Below are 19,324 nucleotides of genomic sequence, written 5' to 3' on the forward strand. Positions count from 1 at the left end.
TTATCACGTAGTTGATCTAACAGGTGATTCAGCAATAGGGACGTGAATTACAACTATTGAACATAGTTAATTGCATAGAGGGTAACATTAATCTTAGGGACTACAAATAATATAAATACGTTAACTTTACTCCCTAGTAATTTCCAAACAGTTGTTTATACAATTATTTAAAGGAGTATTTCAACTTTACAAAAGAGTGTTTTTCCTTCTGGAACGAAGTCCCTGTCCCCTCGTACCAAGCTCTACCTCAACAACCTCTTAACCCGCTGCGAAGTCACCGCATTCATTCTCAAATTCTCTAAATCCGTATCATCCTTAGAAAGGTTCTTAAAGTACCCATCCGCATCATTTTCAATCGAAATCCTTAAATGCTCGAAAGCTACCTCCAGTTGTTCTCCTAGAATAGATAGATAACAAGCCTTATTGTAATGAGCAATCGGAATTTCATTGTCCAATTCTAGAAGCTCTTCTATGACCTCTAGGGCTTCTTGCGTTCTTCCCTGTTGATGTAAGAGAATACTAACTTGGTTGTAGCCTAGTAGAAATTGGGGTTTAAGCTGGATGGTCATTCGAGCTAGCTCTTCAGCTTGTTGAAACTTCCCTAGCTTCTCCTGAACTCTGCTGCTTTCATAATAGAAATCAGCGTCACTTGGATCAAGCGCAATGGCTATTTCCAGCTCTCTTTCAGCTTGGTCTAATTGGTTCCATTCATGATAGAGCCTTCCGAGAATATAATGGACACCTGGATGTTCTGGTTGCTCTTCTAAACAAGCATGAAGATATTCTTCCGCCCTTAGGTACGCTTTCTCCTTCTCTTTATGCTCGACTTCCAAGTATTTATTAATAAGGGTTTGGGCTAGGTAATACCCTAGGTCAAAGCTCCATCCTTTATCCATGACAGCATTTGCTTCACGGATGGTTTTGTCGATTTCTCCTTGGCTGTTGTAGTATTCAAATAACCAAATTAACGTTTGTAAATTCTCTGAGTCCACCGTGTAGCCCATCCTGTATAACTCAATCACATTTTGTTCATAAAGCTTCACTTCTTTTGTGTGCGCAAATGATTGAATCCACGTTGTCTCTTTTTGCTTTAGTTGAAGAAGGCGTTGCTCTAATTCATAGGCTGTGAACATACATACTAAGCTTTTCTCACTTGGCGAAAAATCAAGCTCGTTAATCATTCTGATACACGATTTCTTCCATACCTTTGTTTCAACAATATAATCCACCAGATGCACATATAGGTCCCGTTGTTCCACGCCTCTTGCTAGTAACTGCAGAATAATGGATAGTGAATCATCATATCTTTTCTGCTGCAGCAATACAGCTGCGTAATTTTCTAATAAAGCTGAATGGTGAGGATCAATGTTTAACGCACTCTCCAAATATTGCTGCTGAAGCTCTAGGTTTCCGTCTGCATTCGCACATTGAGCAAGTACATATAAACGCCAAGATTCTTCAACCTGCCCTTGAATGGATTGTACATATTCTACAACTTCCGTGAGTTTTCCTAGCTGAGCTGATAAATGCGCAAAATGAGATAAATTGAGGTCAAAAGGACTAACCTTCAGAATTTGGAACAAATTGTTATACTCTTCCTTTTGATTTTCCTCTTCCTCTGCAATGCTCGCTAGACGTATATATGCTGCTGTAAACATGGGATCAAGCTTTAGTGCTTCTTTATAGTAGTGCTTTGCCCCTTCAAAATCATCCTGGCTTATACATACTTCACCTAGACGGTATAACGGAAACGTGTCTTCGTTTATGGATAGAGCATGATTGTAATACTCGATTGCTGTCTCCACTTTTCCATCCTTTTCAAATAAACATCCGATGTAGCAAATGAGATCTATACGGTCCGGATACTTATCTTTGAGAAGATGCTGTAGAACCTCTCTTCCACGCTCATTAAATGGTGTTTCTTCTATTAGTCTTACATATAGGTCACAAGCTGCACTTATGTTATCGCTACGATCAGCCAACAATATTCCCGCTTCAACCCATTTAAGTGAAAGCTCTTTATCTTCCTCTTTCTCACTAGTAGTGAATAACCATTCTCCTCCGGTCATTAAAAATTCTAAGTCTTCCGTAAATATGTCACTTTGTTCTTTTAATAGTGTAATAGCCTCTTCACTTTGGTTTAATTGACTCATTACTTTTATAAGGGCTAATAAAGGTGATGAGTCCTTGGGATGTTGCTGCCTTGCTTCTTCATAGACCTTTTTGGCCTTTTTTAGGGATCCATCCTCTTCGTATATTTCTCCCATTTTCATGTATAGAAGATAGCTGTCCTTAACCTTTTTCAGTCCAAGCTTTAGGCCTGTCACAGCTTCAACTGTATTTTGATACGTAAACGCAAGGATGTTGGCCATCTCAATATATGGAAAAGGAGCAGAAGGTAGGAGCTTTTTGGCTACTCGTAATCCTCGTATTGCTCGTCTTGGCTTTTCCAGTCTTCTGTCACAACGAGCTCGTTCAAACCATGCATAAGCATCATATTTAAAATCTCTTAAAATTTCATTATATAGTTGTCTAGCCTCATCAAATTGATCTGTGTCAAATAGTAACATTCCATGGTTCATACGGTTCCAATAATCTCTGCTATTTATATCTAACGAAGCCCCAGAATAGTTAAGAGCTATTTCCGTTTCCTCTATACAATGATGACAGATAGCTAAGTATGACCAGGAATCATAGTGATCCGGCTCCAAGTTAATGGCTTCTTTAAAATGGTTGATTGCATCCCTATATTGATCTTGATCATACAAGATTCTTCCTTGTAAATAGTAATAGAAATGACTCCGCTTTTTCTCAACTTTTTCTAGTAGGTTCCTTGCTTCAGGATATTTCCCAGCTTTTACGTATGCCTGGGCACATACCAGGTGAAAATAATCGACTTCTCCATAACTTGTTTTAATGGACTGAACGCAACTGGTTAATAAAGACTCCTCTTCCTCAAGGTGCAGTAATCGAACAGCTGTTGCAGCCACATACAAATGGTGTTTATTCTTTTCTACAAATGTATAAAATTGCTTTTTAACGTTGTCGTCATTTTTCTCTAGAGAATCTAGAAAATATAACATTTCTTCTACTAACTGATGTTGTTCTTTTGAAAGTATCTCTAGTTTAGTAGCCTCTTTTTTAGGAATGACAGCAATCGAGTGGACTTGGTTGTTTCCATATTCCTTCTCCAGGTCTTGGTAGCTAATCGTGATCACATCAGCTATACTCGGATCTTGTATATAAAAAGCTTTTAGGTTTTCATCATAGCCAACAAGCAATTGAACATGTGAAGAGGTTGGATAATTGACAGATATAAACACAGACACGTTTTTGTCTGTTAATTGTTTAAAAAGCTCAACACTACCAAAAAAGTGCTGACTTGCCATGCCGTTAGAATCTAGGTATTTTGTGGTTGCATTAAGACTTGAACCACTAATATGGTACACTTGTTGAGCTATTTCATCTTGATTTCTTTGAACACCATATCGTTCTAAAAGCATTTCTAACGTTGCCGGTACACAATAATTATATTTTTGAAGTCTCGTCTTGGTTGGCAATTTCACTATTTTTTCTAGTGAAAGAGGAGAATCTGCCAACTCATAGGGAGTTCCTTTAAAAATCTTAGCGTGTTCCTTTGCAAATGGAATAAACTGATCAAACTCAGTATGTTGATATAACATGACCCCAAAAGAGTAGTTTAAAATGGTTCGGTACAACTGATAAGGTGAATACTCATCGATTTGTTTCTTTATGTCTAAGAAACTAGTAACCTCATTCAGCTGCCTAAGCTTTTTGGCTTTCTCTAGGTAAAGTGGCATATAATAAGGCACTTGTTCAATTCCCTTATTTATGAGCTCTAGCGCCTCTTCTATCTTTCCTTGCGCTGTATAAATGGTTTGTAAGATGAGATAACTATATTGCGGTTTTCTGCATTCTTCCAAACCTTTATTAGCGTAATACTCAGCTTTTTCCCAATCCCCTAAGCTTAAATAATAATTACTAAAGCGATCATGAATTGGTTCATCTGCAATCTCCGCTAATTTGTTAAGATATTTACTTGCTTCATTGAACCTCCGCATTTCAACAAGCACATTAATCATGGCATGATAAGCGTATCTTAATTCTCTTACGTTTAATGTATCAGCTTCCTCGGTTAAGATTTGAAGAAGTAGTTCCTCTACCTGAACGAATTGGCTTTTATCCATTAACTCATAGCTATACATGATTCGAGATAAAGAAGATGGATGGTTCTTATATCGATACCTAATTAAGAACTGACTGTACCGTTCCATTAACCCCGCATCAAAGGCTCTAACTACGTGCATCATACTTTCGTCATCTAAACGATCCATCCATTTTCTAAGTTCAGAAATGGGCATTTCTCTACATTCATTAATAATACTTACAGCAAGTGGAACTACTTGTTGATAATTATTTTCTTCTAACCCACCGCTTATCTGATCAACTACATAATCAAGATTAGTAATGACAGCCATGATATCGCTTCTCTCTATCTATAAATTTTCTATCTATTTATTTTATTTTAAAATTATCCGGATAGAATTGCATTACCTTTTTTTTGCAAACGAACCATAGGGAACCACCGGGAAGGTGCTTCTGGTTCAAGTTGTACTTTTATCAGAAAGATTTATCTTCTGCAATTTTCTTGCCTACCTAAAAGCAGGAGACCTCCCCTGGGTTTGGCTTCAAATAACCATGCCCATCTTTCAAAGTTGGCCCCTAAAGCAGTGTCAAGTCGATTCAGAGATTCGTACTTGGGGACTACCTCCCATTATTTGATGTAACTGAGATTCCATCTTCCTTAATCTCATCGCTTCTTCCAACGATCCATTAGATATAGTCCCTTCTCCTTTTAAATCAGAAATCGTTCTAGCCAAGCGAATAAGCTTGATTTGAACTCGATTACTGAGCCCATACTTCATCGATAACTGCTGTAATCGTTGTTGTTGCGTGTTAGTGAGTGGACTTGTTCTTATCAACTGCTCGAAGGATACTTTTCCATTACAAATATCCCTTCCGTAGCGAGCGTATTGCCTCTCCCTTGCAGCGATCACCCGAGCTCTTATATCAGCTGATGACTCTATTCCTGTAAAGTCATTTCCTTTTAGTTTGACCGGTTCAAGCGTTAGTAAAATATCTATACGATCTAGAATAGGACCAGAGACTCGACCTTTATACGATTTAATTTGTTTCTCTGTGCATGTACAGTACTGCTTACTAGACCCTAGGTATCCACAAGGACATGGATTCATGGCAGCAATAAAAATAAATTTTGCTGGGTAAGTGACCGTGGAGTGGACACGGCTGATTGTTACTTTTTCATTTTCTAAAGGTTGTCTCAGCATGTCGAGTGTCTTTTTCGAAAACTCTCCTAGTTCATCTAGGAAAAGGACCCCATGGTGAGCGAGTGAAACTTCACCAGGCTTTGGACTGGTACCACCACCTATGATAGAAACGGCTGAAGCAGAGTGATGAGGATGACGATAGGGAGGTAACGTAAGGGAATTTGAAGGTACCCCTGCTAACTGATAGAGGCTAACTTTCTCCAGCTGTTCCTCTTTCGATAGTGGCGGAAGAATGGACGGGAAGGTTTCTGCCAATAAGCTTTTTCCACATCCAGGTGGACCATCCATAAGCACATAATGTCCACCACTTGCAGCAATCTCCAATGCTCTTTTAGCAAAAGCATGGCCTATAATTTGGTTGAAATCTCGTTCGATTGTGATAGATTCATCGGTTTGATTAACAGGAGGTAAAAAAGGTAGAAACTGCTGTCCGTTGAGGGCTGCAATTACATCTTGAATAGATTGAATATAAACAAGCTCTAAATCGGGGATTTCAATACGAGGTAGATTCGGGTCAAAGGGAAGATAAAGCTGTTTTATTTTTAATCGTTTAGCAGCAAGGATTGCGGCAATCATTCCCTCAACCGGAAGAATGGTCCCGTCTAATGATAAAGCTCCGATAAAACCAGCATCTTCCGGTACAGAACTTTGCAAGAAGTTACCTGCTTTTAATATTCCAATCGCAATGGCTAGATCAAATAGTGGCCCATTTTTCTTTTGTTCCGCCGGTGATAGATTAATGGTCACCTTAATATCTAAGAGAGGAAAACCCATACTATGTAATGCTGCTGAAACTCGCTCCTTTGATTCCTTTACAGAGGCATCAGGTAACCCTACAATGACAATCGACTCTAAGCCGGTCTTCACTTGCACCTCTACTTGAACCCGATAACCTTCGAGACCTTTTAGACCGATACTGGTCACTTTTGTGGACATAATAGTCCCCCTTTTATATTTTTTTCACCAACAAGCATGTTTTGTTTCTACAATTTACTACTGATTTGGAATGTTTTTTATCATGTTACGTTTTAATGAAAGTGATCAATTTGAGGGAAAATATAAAATAGATTTAACGATGGAAAAATGAATATTTTTATGGGGGTTAAGAAAGCAACGGAGATTTTGCTTTTGAAGAAACTAAATGGAGAGAAAAGATAGTTTAATACTACCATCTTTTTCTGTTTTATGCCCTAGTAAATATTAAAATATTTAAAATTAAGCCAGGAGAACCTCCCCTAGCTTCTTGCTACTCCCATTCTATCTCTACAGCCCACTTCTTGGCTAACTTATCCAGCTTTTCTTCATACTCACCAGTTAATTGATCGTACTCTTCAAAAAAAGCGTCCGCTTCCTCATAATTACCTTCTAACCATGCATACTGTCCTTCAATATATTTTTCGACAGCTTTCACATCAATCTCATGTATGTCCTTCAATTGCTTCTTTTCAATACCTTCACCATATGCTTTAGAATCAGCTTGCATTTCTTCAAGCTTAGGAATTAATGTTTCTTTCGTAAAAACAAAAAACTCCTCTTCTGTTCCATTTTCCATCATGGAAGCTTCTTGCTCGAGTAAATCAGTAAATATAATTGTATATTCATGAGTATCCTTTAAATAGGTCAACATTGCCTCCGAATTAGCAGATGCACTTTGGAATAAGAAGTAACCACCAATTAATAATGGAATAAATGCAAGTAACGAATACAACCCTTTTTTCATCGTTTTTCACCCACCAAATTTCACCATTTAGGTTCATTATAAGGCAGATTTCTAGAATCGTATATTACTTTTTGACTAGTCCGGAAGCCATATGGACGGTTCTTCTGGCACTAAAAAGCTGAAGGTCTCTAATAACCTTCAGCTTAATTACCTTATATTAACCTTATTAGATTTAGCTTACCAAAATTGTACTAGCCAGCCAGGACGAGGTCCCTCCTTGTTTCTTCTAAATTTTTTAAAAAGAGCCACGAGACCCGTCCCCTTGGCTTGCTTTTGGTCCTCTTATATGAAGTAAGTTTGGTCACTTCCTATCATAAGAGATAAATATAATTGGAAATTATGTGGCTCATAATTTATGTGATCAAATCATAAAAAGTGGCTCAAAATCTAACTTATCAAAAACACTACTATTAAAACACCGACCCTTTGTGGAACAAAGTTCCTGTCCCCTCGTGCCCTAAATCGGGGATTTCGATATGAGGTAGATTCGGATCAAAGGGAAGATAAAGCTGTTTTAGTTTTAATCGTTTAGCAGCAAGGATTGCGGCAATCATGCCCTCAACCGGGAGAATGGTCCCGTCTAATGATAAAGCTCCGATAAGACCAGCATCTTCTGGTACAGAACTCTGCAAGAAGTTTCCTGCTTTTAATATTCCAATTGCGATGGCTAAATCAAATAGTGGCCCATTTTTCTTTTGTTCCGCTGGTGATAGATTAATCGTCACCTTCATATCTAAGAGAGGAAAACCCATACTATGTAATGCTGCTGAAACTCGCTCCTTTGATTCCTTTACAGAGGCATCAGGTAACCCTACAATCACAATTGACTCTAAGCCGCTCTTCACCTGCACCTCTACTTGAACTCGATAACCTTCAAGACCTTTTAGACCGATACTGGTCACTTTTGTGGACATAGTAGTCCCCCTTTTCTATTATTTTTTTCACCAACAATCATGTTTTGTTTCTACAATCTACTACTAATATGGAATGGTTTTTTTAAAAAAGAGTGTTTGCTTTTATATGGGTGTAACCGTCTAGTAGAATGAAACAGGGGATTTTCAGTAGATCTCATGAGGCAATGAGTGGAAAATAGTTTTAAATATCTTATGCTTTAAGGATCACACCTCTGCTGATGCCCGTTAGTCTTGCAATTTGTCTTGTAGATAACCCCTGTTTTCTTAAAGTTCTCAAGTAATGATCTCTTTCATCCCTCTTTATCTTTTGAAGATCAATGGAATGATTTACGTGACATATATGTTTAATGATATCGATTGCCTCTTTATCTGTAAGTCTTTTATTTTCAGATACATCTAAAAATTTTCCATCACTTTGTTTTTGATGAAACTCTATAAATAACGTTAAAGCTTCTTTAGGATTATTGTGAAAGATTCGCAGAATAAAATCTCTGTCAATCATGCTACAGTTGGTCACATATTCAGAATAACTGCTCCATTTATAGGTAGAAATCTTCTTGACCATACCTGCCTTAAGAGGATTTTGGTGAATGTATCTAAGAACATTTAATAAGTAGTTAACATCTTCAACGACTTCACTTCTAAATCGATCCTGAAATAAATGTCCACTACGGTCATACTTCATGTTGTACCAATAGACAAAGCTTGCCCCTAGTCTCCTCATCACAATTTCTAACTTTTCTACTCCCTCCTTAATCAGAAGGTGAACATGGTTGCCCATAAGACCATAGGCATAAATCTAGTATCCACTTTTTTCTTTATTTTTTTGAAGGATCTGCAAGAACACGGTCGCATCCTCATCCTCCTCAAATATGGTTTGCCGGTTAATTCCCCTTACAATAATATGATAAATTTTTGTTCCACTTTTTCTTCTTGCTCCTCTTGGCAAACTATCAGCATCCTTTCATTACTTATCGAAGTATAGAATCATATAGTTATCATGTTACGTTCTAATGGAAGTGATCATATTGAGGGAAAATATAAACTATATTAAAGAGGTGGAAAAAAGGAAGGTTTCTATGGGGATTAAGGAAAGGATTGTAGTTTTTACTTTTGAAGAAATTAAATGGAGAGAAATGATAGTTTTATACTACCATCTTTTTCTGTTTTATGCCCTAGTAAATTTCAAAATATTTAAAAAAGAGCCAGGAGAACCGTCCCCCTGGCTTTCATATTGAGACTATCATTTGAGGTGAAGGCCAGGAGAACAAAATCGTAACGCCTGGCTTTTTAATAGGCCACTATGGACAACTGTATTTCTGCTGGGACAAAGTCCCTGTCCCCTCGTTCCTCCGATAACCGTTCCCATGTTTTCCCCCAAAAAATAATTGGCAACCTTTTCCGAGTTAGCTCGTATTAATCTAGGAGGTGAATACTATGAAGTTAAAAGATATAAAAAATATTATTTATCAGTCTGAAGACAAAGAATTACTAAATTTTATTAATGATCATTTTGCTCACTCTAAGAATAAAAGGGTTAATGATTATAAGAATAACTTAGACTTGTTAAAGAGATTAGATAAAGATACTATAAGATTTGCAATTGCAAGAATGAAGAAGAGTGAACATAATAACGATTTAACAATACTTTCTCCAGTTATAACTATATTACTATCAATCTTCACTTTAGCTTCTTCAGTATTAGCAATTCAACTAAGAGATCTTGTATATCTAGCTTACTCGTTAAGTCTAATTATGATTTTGGCTATACTTACCCAAATTATAAGACTAATCCCACAGGTTAAATCAAGAAAGTTGAATGCGATTTTATTTAGAAGTCTTTTAGAAGATATCGAAAAAGAAAAAAAATCTTAAGGATATTGGAGAAATACAACTCTCGGGACCAACAGGGACTTTGTCTAAATCTACTACGGGACAAATTCCCTGTTCCCTGGTCCCTCTTTAGAAAAAATCCTATCCCCATAATCCCTATTTAATATTTCTTTATTGTCTTAATTATTCTATTTTTATATTCTTCACTTACTTTTTCTATTATATATGCATCTTTATCTTTTAATCTTACACTATACCCCATCTGTAAGAGTTGTTTATTTAACCACTTAAAACCTTCTCCTCCTTTCCCATAGTTACCATTATCATAACTTTCTAATAAATCATTTAATCTATCATCGTTTGAACTTACTTCAAAATATATAGTCTCGTTTTTATGTGTATTTTTTCTTACCTTATGTTGAACTATTAAATTAATTATCGCTGCTGTAGCAGAAATTCCACTTATAACAAGAATAATACTACCTTTTCTTAACTCTTTAATTATAGCTCTTTCTTTATATTCCCTTAAGAATAAAGAATCTCTAGTAAAATAACCATATGGCTTTTTCTTTAGAAAAATATCTTCTGCTTTTTCAGTCTTTTCCTGTTCAATAAGTTCTCCAAGGACAACTAACTGTAAGATATCTAATGATATATATCCTAATTCAAAAAGGGTATTTTTTTCTTTATTAATTTTTATAGTCAACTCGAACTCTAATGTTTGTTGAGCCAATTTATTTTGATCCATATTGCTCCCCCTTATTTTAACTTATTAATTTTTAAGTATGTATCAAATAAAATTAAGGTAACAATCATAAAATTACCGATTGTTACCTATCCTTAAAATTTATGAATATGAATTAACCTTCTCTAAAGCCTTCTCCTCAACCTCATAATACTCCACATACCAATCCACAAACCTCTGCAACCCTTCCTCAATAGAAGTCTTAGGTTTAAACCCTACAGCTTCCTGTAACAGGTCTGTTGATGCATAAGTAGCCGGAACATCACCTGGCTTAATCGGTTCAAATACTTTATTAAACTCAACTGCTTGCCCTAAAGTATTACTTAAGCACTTCTCCAATGTCTCAATAAACACCATAAGTTTCTCTGGATTGTTGTTACCTATGTTGTATACTTTATGCTTTACTTCTCCAGTTGGTGGTACAGTAAGAAGTCGTTCAATACCTTCAACAATATCGTCTATATAGGTGAAATCACGGTATAAGTCATTCTCAAAGTCACCATTATTAAATATTTTGATAGATTCACCTGCAAAGAACTTATCAGTAAAGCCAAAATAGGCCATATCTGGTCTACCCATTGGACCATAGACGGTAAAGAATCGTAATCCAGTTGCAGGGATCTTGTATAAATGACTATATGTATGAGCCATTAGTTCATTTGATTTTTTGGTTGATGCGTATAAAGATACCGGGTTGTCTACTTGATCAGACTCTTCAAATGGCACTTTCTTATTTGCCCCATATACAGAACTGGAAGAAGCATATACAAGGTGATCTACTGGGTAATTCCTACAAGCTTCTATGATGTTGTAAAAGCCAATAATGTTGCTTTGGATATAGACATCTGGATTTTCAATAGAATAGCGTACTCCTGCCTGTGCAGCTAAATTAATAACATAGTTAGGTCTATATTCCTCAAATAGTCTTGTAATGGTTTCCTTATCTGAGATATCTCCCTTTACAAATGTAAAGTTCTCATAAGGAGCCAATCGATCTAATCTAGTATATTTTAAGTTCACATCGTAATAGTCATTAATATTATCAACACCTATGACTCTACATCTTTGTTCCAGTAATTTTTTAGATAGATAGTAACCTATAAAGCCAGCTGCACCTGTTACTAGATAAGTTTTACTAGGATCTAACTGCTTGTAATTCAAGAGGCTTCGACTCCTTTACACTAGGTTTTGTTGAACGTCTTCCGATTGAATGATATTCCACACCCATTTCTTCCATTTCATTGACATTATAAATATTTCTTCCATCCAATACTAAAGGAGTTCTCATTAGCTTCTTATATGTTTCAGGTGTTACTGCTTTCACTTCTCCCCATTCAGTAAAGATAAAGCAGACATTCGCACCCTCAAGAGCTTGCTCTATATTGGAGACATATGTAATGCTACCTCTGCCATTCTTACCTTCTGGATAAACTTTTGCAAAGTTCTCCGCTCCTACCGGATCATATGCATATATATTCGCACCCTGTTCTAATAATAAAGGTACATTTTCAAGCGAAGCAGCTTCTCGTAAATCATCTGTACCGGGCTTAAATGTTAACCCTAGCACGGCAACTTTTAAACCATTAAAGGTAATCAGCCTTTTACTAGCTTTCTTATATAGCATCGTTTTCTGTTCCGTGTTTACATCTATAGCAGCCTTAACGGTTTTAAGATCATAACCGTTTTGTCTAGCAATATAATCTAGTGCTTTTGTGTCTTTAGGGAAACATGATCCACCATAGCCAATCCCTGCATTTAAAAACTTACTTCCAATACGCTCATCAAAGCTCATTCCCTTAGCTACATCCTTGATATCCGCTCCAACCAATTCGCAAAGATTAGCTATGTCGTTCATATATGAGATTTTTAAAGCAAGAAAATCATTGGATGCATATTTGATCATTTCAGCTGACCTTCTATTTACTGAAACAATCGGTAAGTGGAACGGCTCATATATTTTCATCAGCAATTCTTCAGCCCATTTACTTTCTGTTCCAATAATAATTCGCTCTGCATGTAACATATCATGTACAGCTGATCCCTGTGCCAAGAACTCGGGATTTGATGCTACCTCTACTCTCACATCATTAACTAAAAAATCCTGAATAAACTGTTCTACCTTGTCATTGGTTCCTACTGGGACTGTCGACTTTACAACCACTAAGCAGTCTTTTTCTACCGATTCAGCAATTTGCCTTGCAACAGTTGCAATATATGATAGATTAGCAGATCCATCAGGTTGCTCTGGTGTGCCTACACCAATAAGAATGGCATCTGCATCTTTATAAGCCGCTTGATAATCCGTTGTATAATTAATTCTTCCGGCTTCATAATTCTTTTGCATTAACTCTTCTAAACCTGTTTCATAAATTGGTGAAACACCAGACTTCATTAAACTCACTTTACTTTCATCAATATCAACACAGGTTACTTGATGGCCAACCTCAGCAAAACAAACGCCCGCAACTAAGCCGACGTAACCTGTTCCTGCTACTGCGATTTTATACATTCTTACTCCTCCTATGGATAAGATTGATTTAAAGTATAATTACTATAAAACAATCATTTATCCCATATTAAAATACAAAATAAAAAACTACAAAAATTCCCTGGCATAAGAAATTCTGTAGTTAGTTAGATTACTTTATAAACTTTAGAAAATATATAAAACACATTAAATTATCCATACCCTAGATTACATACTTTTATATATTAGCTGGGACAAAGTCCCTGTCCCCTCGTCCTCAGTTGTATACTCAATTCTTCCAGCAGAATAATTTTTTTCATTAACTCTTCTAAACCTGTTTCATAAATTGGAGAAAATCCAGACCTCATTAATTCTACTTTTTTTTCATCTATATCAACACAGGTTACTTGATGGCCTACTTCAGCAAAACAAACACCGGCAACTAAACCGACGTACCCTGTTCCAGCTACTGCTATTTTGTACATACGTTAGTTTTCCTTTCTAAAAATAATTTTTATAACAGATAATCAGCATATCCTTATACAAATAACCTAATAACTACAAATTACTAAGCTTATTAAGAGTAGCCTTTATAAGCTCTTTATTATTGCTGGTATCCCCATTGCAACAGTCTTAGAAGGAACATCTTTAATCACTACTGCATTTGGAGCAACAACCGCATCATCACCAATCGTAATATTACCTATAACTACACAGCCTGGATATAAAGTAACATTGTCACCAATAATTGGATATTGTGCCTTACCATTCCTATCTATCTTAGACCCAATTGTAACATTTTGGTAAATACTTAGATTCTTACCGACTGATGTCCCAGCACCAATAACTATTCCTACGGAATGTGCTATTTTAAGGTCCTTTCCAATTTTCGCCATAGGTGATATTTCGACTGAATGTAATGTAACGTTTAACCTCCAAAAAAAATGAGATAGTAATTTAAGTTTGTTATTATAAAACCAATTACTTAACCTATAGAATAATACAGCTCTAGCAGTTTTACCTGATAAAACATGCCATAACTTAAAGATATTCTTCTTAATTAACACTAACGTTCTTCCCTTCAATAACCTTTTATAGGTGTATTGCAAATAGATTTTAAATTCTTGTAAAATTCAACCCTCTTTTTTTGTAGGATATTTGACTCGTACTCTTTTGCCTTTGTTATATTAGACTGACTAACCTTTTCCATTAATGCGGGGTTATTAATAAAATTTATTATACTATTTGCAAAACCTTCCACATCCTCAGGGTCTACTAAGTAATCACTACTTAACAATTCAGGTATGCCACTTACTGGAGTTGAAATACAAGGAAGTCCTACCGCCATAGCTTCAATTAATGCCCTCGGTAATCCTTCTGCTCTTGTAGGGAAAATGAACATATCAGAATCAATTAAAATCTCTCTTATTCTATTTTTGCTGGATAACATCCCCGTGAAATGAATACTCGACTTTATATTTAGCGAATCAGCTAATTCTTCAAAATATACCCTTTTGTCACCATCACCAATAAAAATAACTTTTACATTATACCCCTTTTTTTTCACAATAGATAATGCCTTAATTAAGGTATCATGACCTTTAACAAAATTATTTATATTATTTGCTGTATGAACGATTTTAAGTTCTTTCTTATTTAAAAACATTTTAGGCTCTGAGTAAAAGTCAGTTTCTAATGAAATAGTAGAATAGCTTGACTCAAAGAAATTCTTCGTGTTTCCAAATTTTCTTATATGCGAAGGGTATCTTGATTGTAAATAGTTACTAGTAACATATGACGAACCATTAGCTTCCCGACACATCTTCTTTTGATAATATGTCCAATTAAATCTGGCAATTACCCCCATAAAACCCTTTGTTACTTTTGGAGATAAACTATCCCACGGATCAGCGACCACCTCCACCGCAAAAGGCTTACCCGTTTTTCTAAATTCTTTATATAGTATAAATGATAAAGAAGAAGGTATTCTAAAGATTGCACAATCACAATCCACAATTGCAGAGCTCAACAGTTTACTTATTCTTTTTATGTTTCCGATATATTCTTTAGGGCCGCGAAAAAACGGCATATCAAACACTTCTACGGAACTGCCATCAACCCTTAAGTAACTATCCTGGTTAATCTCCTCAACCTTCATTACCCTTGAAACCACTCTAACTTCGTTAAATACTTCTAGATATCTTTTACAAAATTCGTAATCATAAATTGTTTTACTCCAAACTTTTCCATCAGGTGTTCTATATAAATGAGCGTCTATTACAAGTAATAACTTCACTATTAACCTCCCATTTAGAATCAATTTCTAAGTCGATATTTTATTTATCTAACCTTACCAAACAGATTTAATACTTTTGAAAGAACAAAAAAAACTAAAGTAATAGCAATAACATAACTAGATGTCTGAACAATTTTCAAGTTACTTAATTGAAAGTTTAATATAATTAATCCGAAAATAATTATAGAAAACAAATTAAAATTAGATCTTTTCATATATAAATATGAAATTTTATATATCATCCCTAAAATGTACATTCCTAAAAACACTCCAGGTATCCAAAAGTTCATAAACATAGTTCCAAGGGTTTCAGTTGGTAATGAAGAAGGAAATAATCTATTAAATGGTACTGAAGGTATAACATCCTGCCCATCCACTAATGTTCTCAAGTATACCCCTTCATCTACAGGTGGTTTATCACTATATAACCTACTGGGGATCGGTGCTATTAAAAGATCGACATAACTTCTTCCTAACCAAATGTTTTTCAGATCAAAATGATTTGTAATAAATAAATAGTGGTCTACATAACTTATTTGCTGAAAGACACTACCAGTACTCTCAATGACATCATTATAAATATGAGTAGGGTTATTAACTAAATTTTCAAATCCGTCAGGGCTTCTCAGTATCGGTATGACTACTATATAGATTAATAAAATAGGTACTAGTAAAAAGGTTTTTAAAGGTACTTTTTTAATGCGTACCACACCATAGTGCCATACAATTACGCATGTAACTAAAAATTGCAAAGTCGGTTTTCGACCACCAAGGGTCGAAAGAGTAAAAGAAACAAGTAATATTAAAAGAAATAAAATTATATACTTTAGAATATTTTTTTTAAACTTAAAGGTATATATAAAAGTATAGACAGATATATTAAGGAAGATAAACAATACTAGAGTATATCCATTACCAGATGTGAATTCTGCTCTATGTTGCAGGTTATTAATTAAAAAGTAAAAGCCACCTATATCATTTAAGAATATTAGGTAACCGAATAAGCCAATTAACCCGGAAGTTAAAAAAATGGTATTATATCTAATTCTACTCTCCTTAAATTTAAGAACTGGGATACTAGAGATAAAAGCATTTGGAATTCTAAATTTCAAACCAAAAAGCAAACCTATAAATCCGATTATTTGTACTAATCCATAAAATGATATAATTTGATCTAATTCATTATATTGAAAATGTCTACTTATATTGTGATTAATCACATCATTATTGATACTAATAGATAATAAATATGGAACAGTAGTTAAGACTAAAAAGAAACAAGAAATCATTAGCGGGGACAACAAATCTCCACCTTTGTTTCTCCAAATTATCATTGGAGTTAAGAAAAAAACTAATAGTATTAAACTAACAACAAAAATAATCATATGCACTTAACCCTTCTAGTCTTTGTCTATTTTTCTTAGATGAACAATTAATTTTGTTTTTTCCTAAATTTAATATGGATTCATACTTTGTATCTGAATATAACAATTGATATAAATAGCCTAATGATATTTGAAAGAATAACGGAATAAACCGCCCCATCTATACCATACAAAGGAATAAATATCAAAGAAAAAATGAAAGTAATTATTGTAGAAGTTATCATTATAGGTACTTGGACTGTGTATTTTTTTACTGCTATTAACGCAGTTGAAATAAAACTAGTGGTATACCAAAACAGTCCCGCAATCATCATGAAAGTTAGAGTATACTTTAAATCACTATAATCATTGGTATACAATATAGAAAGAATAGTATCCCCATAAAAGTAACTTGCCAATATACTAAATGAAGATACGACAAAACCAAATAACATAAGATTTTTCAAAAGCTTGTAAAAGGTCACAGCATCCTTATTAACGTAGTATTTTGCTAATCTAGGAATCGCGGCGTGGCATAACGCAGAAATAACAGTTCCAAAGGCTATCATGATATTCATTATTGAAGAATAAAATCCTACATTTCTCTCGTCCATAAAATATTGTATCATGAATCTAGGTAAATTAGAGTTTAATGAGTCTAAACCCGCAACAAAGCCTAAAGGTAACCCCAATACTATAAGTTGCTTACTATTATTTTTAAGTATTATAAGTACATTCTTACCTTTTGTTAATATTTTCTTCCTATTATTTAAATGAACTACCCATTTTAAATTATAAAATAAGAAAATCGCTAAAAATGAAATAGACTGGAATAAAATAGATATAAGAATACTTCCAAAGACTATTAGACTGATAGTAAAAAGAATAACTGACAATAAGCTTTGTAATATTTTTGAGTAGGAAAGAATATCCATTCTTTCCTTTTGTTGAAATAACCCGTGTGAAACATCTGATATCGACTCAAAAAAACGGTATAATGCCATTGCTAAAATTATTAATTTTGTATCAAATATAAAATCGCTTAACAAAACTATAAAAGCTGTAACTACCAGCCCAATAGCACTTGTTAAAACTCTCGTATAAAAATAATCATTAAATTCATATAATTGAACATAATCCGCTGCTTGAATACTTCTGAAGTTCATACCTAAAAACAAGAAAATTGGAATAGTAATAGCCAGGCCTAGAGAATATTGTCCTAACACCTCAGGTGAATTAACCTTAGCAATTATTACAATAATAACCCACTGACTAAAGGCAAACACTGTATTACCCATAATTGAATACATAAAGCTATTTTTCAAAGAAATTTGACTTGTAATTGGCTTCAAGTTTAAATGCTCCATTACTTTTAAAATAAGATAAAAATTATACTTTATTGTATACACTTAAAATTATTGGTGTAAAAACAAATTAATAATTTCTACATGATAGTTTCAAAAAGTTATATCACTATATATAATTTTTTATTTCTTTCCCCATATAACTCTATTTACATAATCCGTATAAGACAATATTATCCTAAGTACCTTATCCGAAACATTAGGCATACTATAGTCGCTAACAAATCTTAGAGTATCATCTACTTGAGTTTCTAGAATATCTAACCCTTGCAAAATTCTTTTCTTCTTAAGCCCTACCATCATCACCGAAGCCTCTTCCATTGCCTCTGGCCTCTCATGAGCTTGTCTAATATTTAGTGCTCTAAAACCAAGAATAGAAGACTCCTCACTAATTGTTCCACTATCACTTAGGACAGCTTTTGACATAATTTGTAGTTTTACATAGTCATTAAACCCTAGGGGCTTCAACGTTTTAACCAGTGGATTAAACTTAATGCCTTTAGCTTCAATCATTTTTCTTGTTCTAGGATGTGTACTTACAATCACCGGCATATTATATTTTTCAGCTATAGCATTTAAACTATCAACTAGGTCTAAGAAGTTCGATTCTGAATTAATATTTTCTTCTCTGTGTGCTGAGACAACGAAGTAGTTTCCTTCTTTAAGTTCCAATCTCTCTAGAACATCTGAGTTCTCAATATCATGTTTTCTAGAGTTAAGAACTTCATACATTGGGCTTCCTGTTTTTATAATTCTATCTGAAGCAAAACCCTCTCTAAGAAGATATTCTCTAGCAATATCACTATACGTTAAATTAATGTCAGCTGTATGGTCAACTATTTTTCTGTTAGTCTCTTCAGGCACCCTTTGATCAAAGCATCTGTTTCCAGCCTCCATGTGGAAGATTGGAATATGTCTTCTCTTAGCAGCAATCGCACATAAACAGCTATTTGTATCTCCCAGAACTAAAAATGCATCTGGTTTTACTTCTTCCATTATTGGATCAATTTTAACAAGAATATTCCCTATCGTCTCTACAGCCGTTCCAGTAGCTGCATTAAGAAAATAATCCGGTTTCTTTAAATTAAAGTCATTAAAAAAAACTTCATTTAATTCATAATCATAATTTTGACCAGTATGGACTAAGGTATGTTCTATTGCATTTGATTCTTCTAATTTATTAATAACAGCTGACAGTCTAATAATCTCCGGTCTAGTACCTACCACTGTCATGACTTTTAATTTTTCCATT

The 19,324-nt window shown here is 34.6% G+C and carries 14 protein-coding genes and 1 pseudogene; 1 reads left to right on the forward strand and 14 read right to left on the reverse strand.

Translation table 11 applies throughout. The features are described from left to right. Positions 1-242 precede the first annotated feature (242 nt). The 5 genes from G4D63_RS11685 to G4D63_RS11705 all read right to left on the reverse strand — a co-directional run bounded on the left by G4D63_RS11685 (position 243) and on the right by G4D63_RS11705 (position 8,802). A complete protein-coding gene (locus tag G4D63_RS11685; protein WP_163179817.1) occupies positions 243-4,499 on the reverse strand; it encodes a tetratricopeptide repeat protein in 4,257 nt (1,418 codons plus the stop codon). Positions 4,500-4,754: 255 nt separating this feature from the next. Continuing rightward, positions 4,755-6,305 (reverse strand): YifB family Mg chelatase-like AAA ATPase, encoded by a 1,551-nt coding sequence (locus tag G4D63_RS11690; RefSeq protein ID WP_163179818.1) that lies wholly within the window; start codon positions 6,303-6,305, stop codon positions 4,755-4,757. A gap of 310 nt (positions 6,306-6,615) precedes the next feature. Then, entirely contained in the window at positions 6,616-7,089 is a 474-nt protein-coding gene (locus G4D63_RS11695) for a hypothetical protein (RefSeq protein ID WP_163179819.1), read from the reverse strand. A gap of 410 nt (positions 7,090-7,499) precedes the next feature. Next, positions 7,500-8,003: a magnesium chelatase domain-containing protein gene (locus G4D63_RS11700; protein ID WP_163179820.1), complete on the reverse strand. Its 504-nt coding sequence runs from the start codon at positions 8,001-8,003 to the stop codon at positions 7,500-7,502. Positions 8,004-8,193: 190 nt separating this feature from the next. Then, on the reverse strand, positions 8,194-8,802 hold the full coding sequence (locus G4D63_RS11705; protein WP_338023942.1) for a transposase: 609 nt from the start codon (positions 8,800-8,802) through the stop codon (positions 8,194-8,196). A 638-nt stretch (positions 8,803-9,440) separates the two neighbouring features. On the opposite strand from G4D63_RS11705, the gene G4D63_RS11710 reads away from it, so the two are divergent. Next, complete coding sequence (locus G4D63_RS11710) at positions 9,441-9,878, forward strand: hypothetical protein (protein WP_163179821.1); 438 nt, start codon at positions 9,441-9,443, stop codon at positions 9,876-9,878. 118 nt (positions 9,879-9,996) lie between these two features. Here the strand turns inward: G4D63_RS11710 and G4D63_RS11715 are convergent, their stop codons facing one another. From G4D63_RS11715 to wecB, 9 genes and pseudogenes are all read right to left on the reverse strand, one after another. Further along, positions 9,997-10,584 (reverse strand): hypothetical protein, encoded by a 588-nt coding sequence (locus G4D63_RS11715; protein WP_163179822.1) that lies wholly within the window; start codon positions 10,582-10,584, stop codon positions 9,997-9,999. 99 nt (positions 10,585-10,683) lie between these two features. Then, complete coding sequence (locus G4D63_RS11720) at positions 10,684-11,742, reverse strand: GDP-mannose 4,6-dehydratase (RefSeq protein ID WP_163179823.1); 1,059 nt, start codon at positions 11,740-11,742, stop codon at positions 10,684-10,686. Then, entirely contained in the window at positions 11,717-13,090 is a 1,374-nt protein-coding gene (locus G4D63_RS11725; RefSeq protein ID WP_163179824.1) for a UDP-glucose dehydrogenase family protein, read from the reverse strand. The genes G4D63_RS11720 and G4D63_RS11725 overlap by 26 nt, the downstream gene beginning before the upstream one ends. Positions 13,091-13,324: 234 nt before the next feature. Further along, positions 13,325-13,533 (reverse strand): annotated as a pseudogene (locus G4D63_RS11730) (NAD-binding protein); the annotation flags it as partial. A 105-nt stretch (positions 13,534-13,638) separates the two neighbouring features. Next, positions 13,639-14,115, reverse strand: a complete 477-nt coding sequence (locus G4D63_RS22280; protein ID WP_163179826.1) for a serine O-acetyltransferase — start codon at positions 14,113-14,115, stop codon at positions 13,639-13,641. 14 nt (positions 14,116-14,129) lie between these two features. Further along, positions 14,130-15,344 carry a glycosyltransferase gene (locus tag G4D63_RS22285; RefSeq protein ID WP_163179827.1) on the reverse strand — a complete coding sequence of 405 codons (1,215 nt, stop codon included), beginning with the start codon at positions 15,342-15,344 and terminating at the stop codon, positions 14,130-14,132. A gap of 44 nt (positions 15,345-15,388) precedes the next feature. Further along, complete coding sequence (locus tag G4D63_RS11745) at positions 15,389-16,729, reverse strand: oligosaccharide repeat unit polymerase (protein WP_163179828.1); 1,341 nt, start codon at positions 16,727-16,729, stop codon at positions 15,389-15,391. Positions 16,730-16,809: 80 nt separating this feature from the next. Further along, complete coding sequence (locus G4D63_RS11750) at positions 16,810-18,060, reverse strand: oligosaccharide flippase family protein (protein WP_163179829.1); 1,251 nt, start codon at positions 18,058-18,060, stop codon at positions 16,810-16,812. 135 nt (positions 18,061-18,195) lie between these two features. Next, positions 18,196-19,323 carry a non-hydrolyzing UDP-N-acetylglucosamine 2-epimerase gene (wecB, locus tag G4D63_RS11755; protein ID WP_163179830.1) on the reverse strand — a complete coding sequence of 376 codons (1,128 nt, stop codon included), beginning with the start codon at positions 19,321-19,323 and terminating at the stop codon, positions 18,196-18,198. Position 19,324: the final 1 nt, after the last annotated feature.

This window comes from Bacillus mesophilus (assembly GCF_011008845.1).
GTDB lineage: Bacteria > Bacillota > Bacilli > Bacillales > SA4 > Bacillus_BS > Bacillus_BS mesophilus.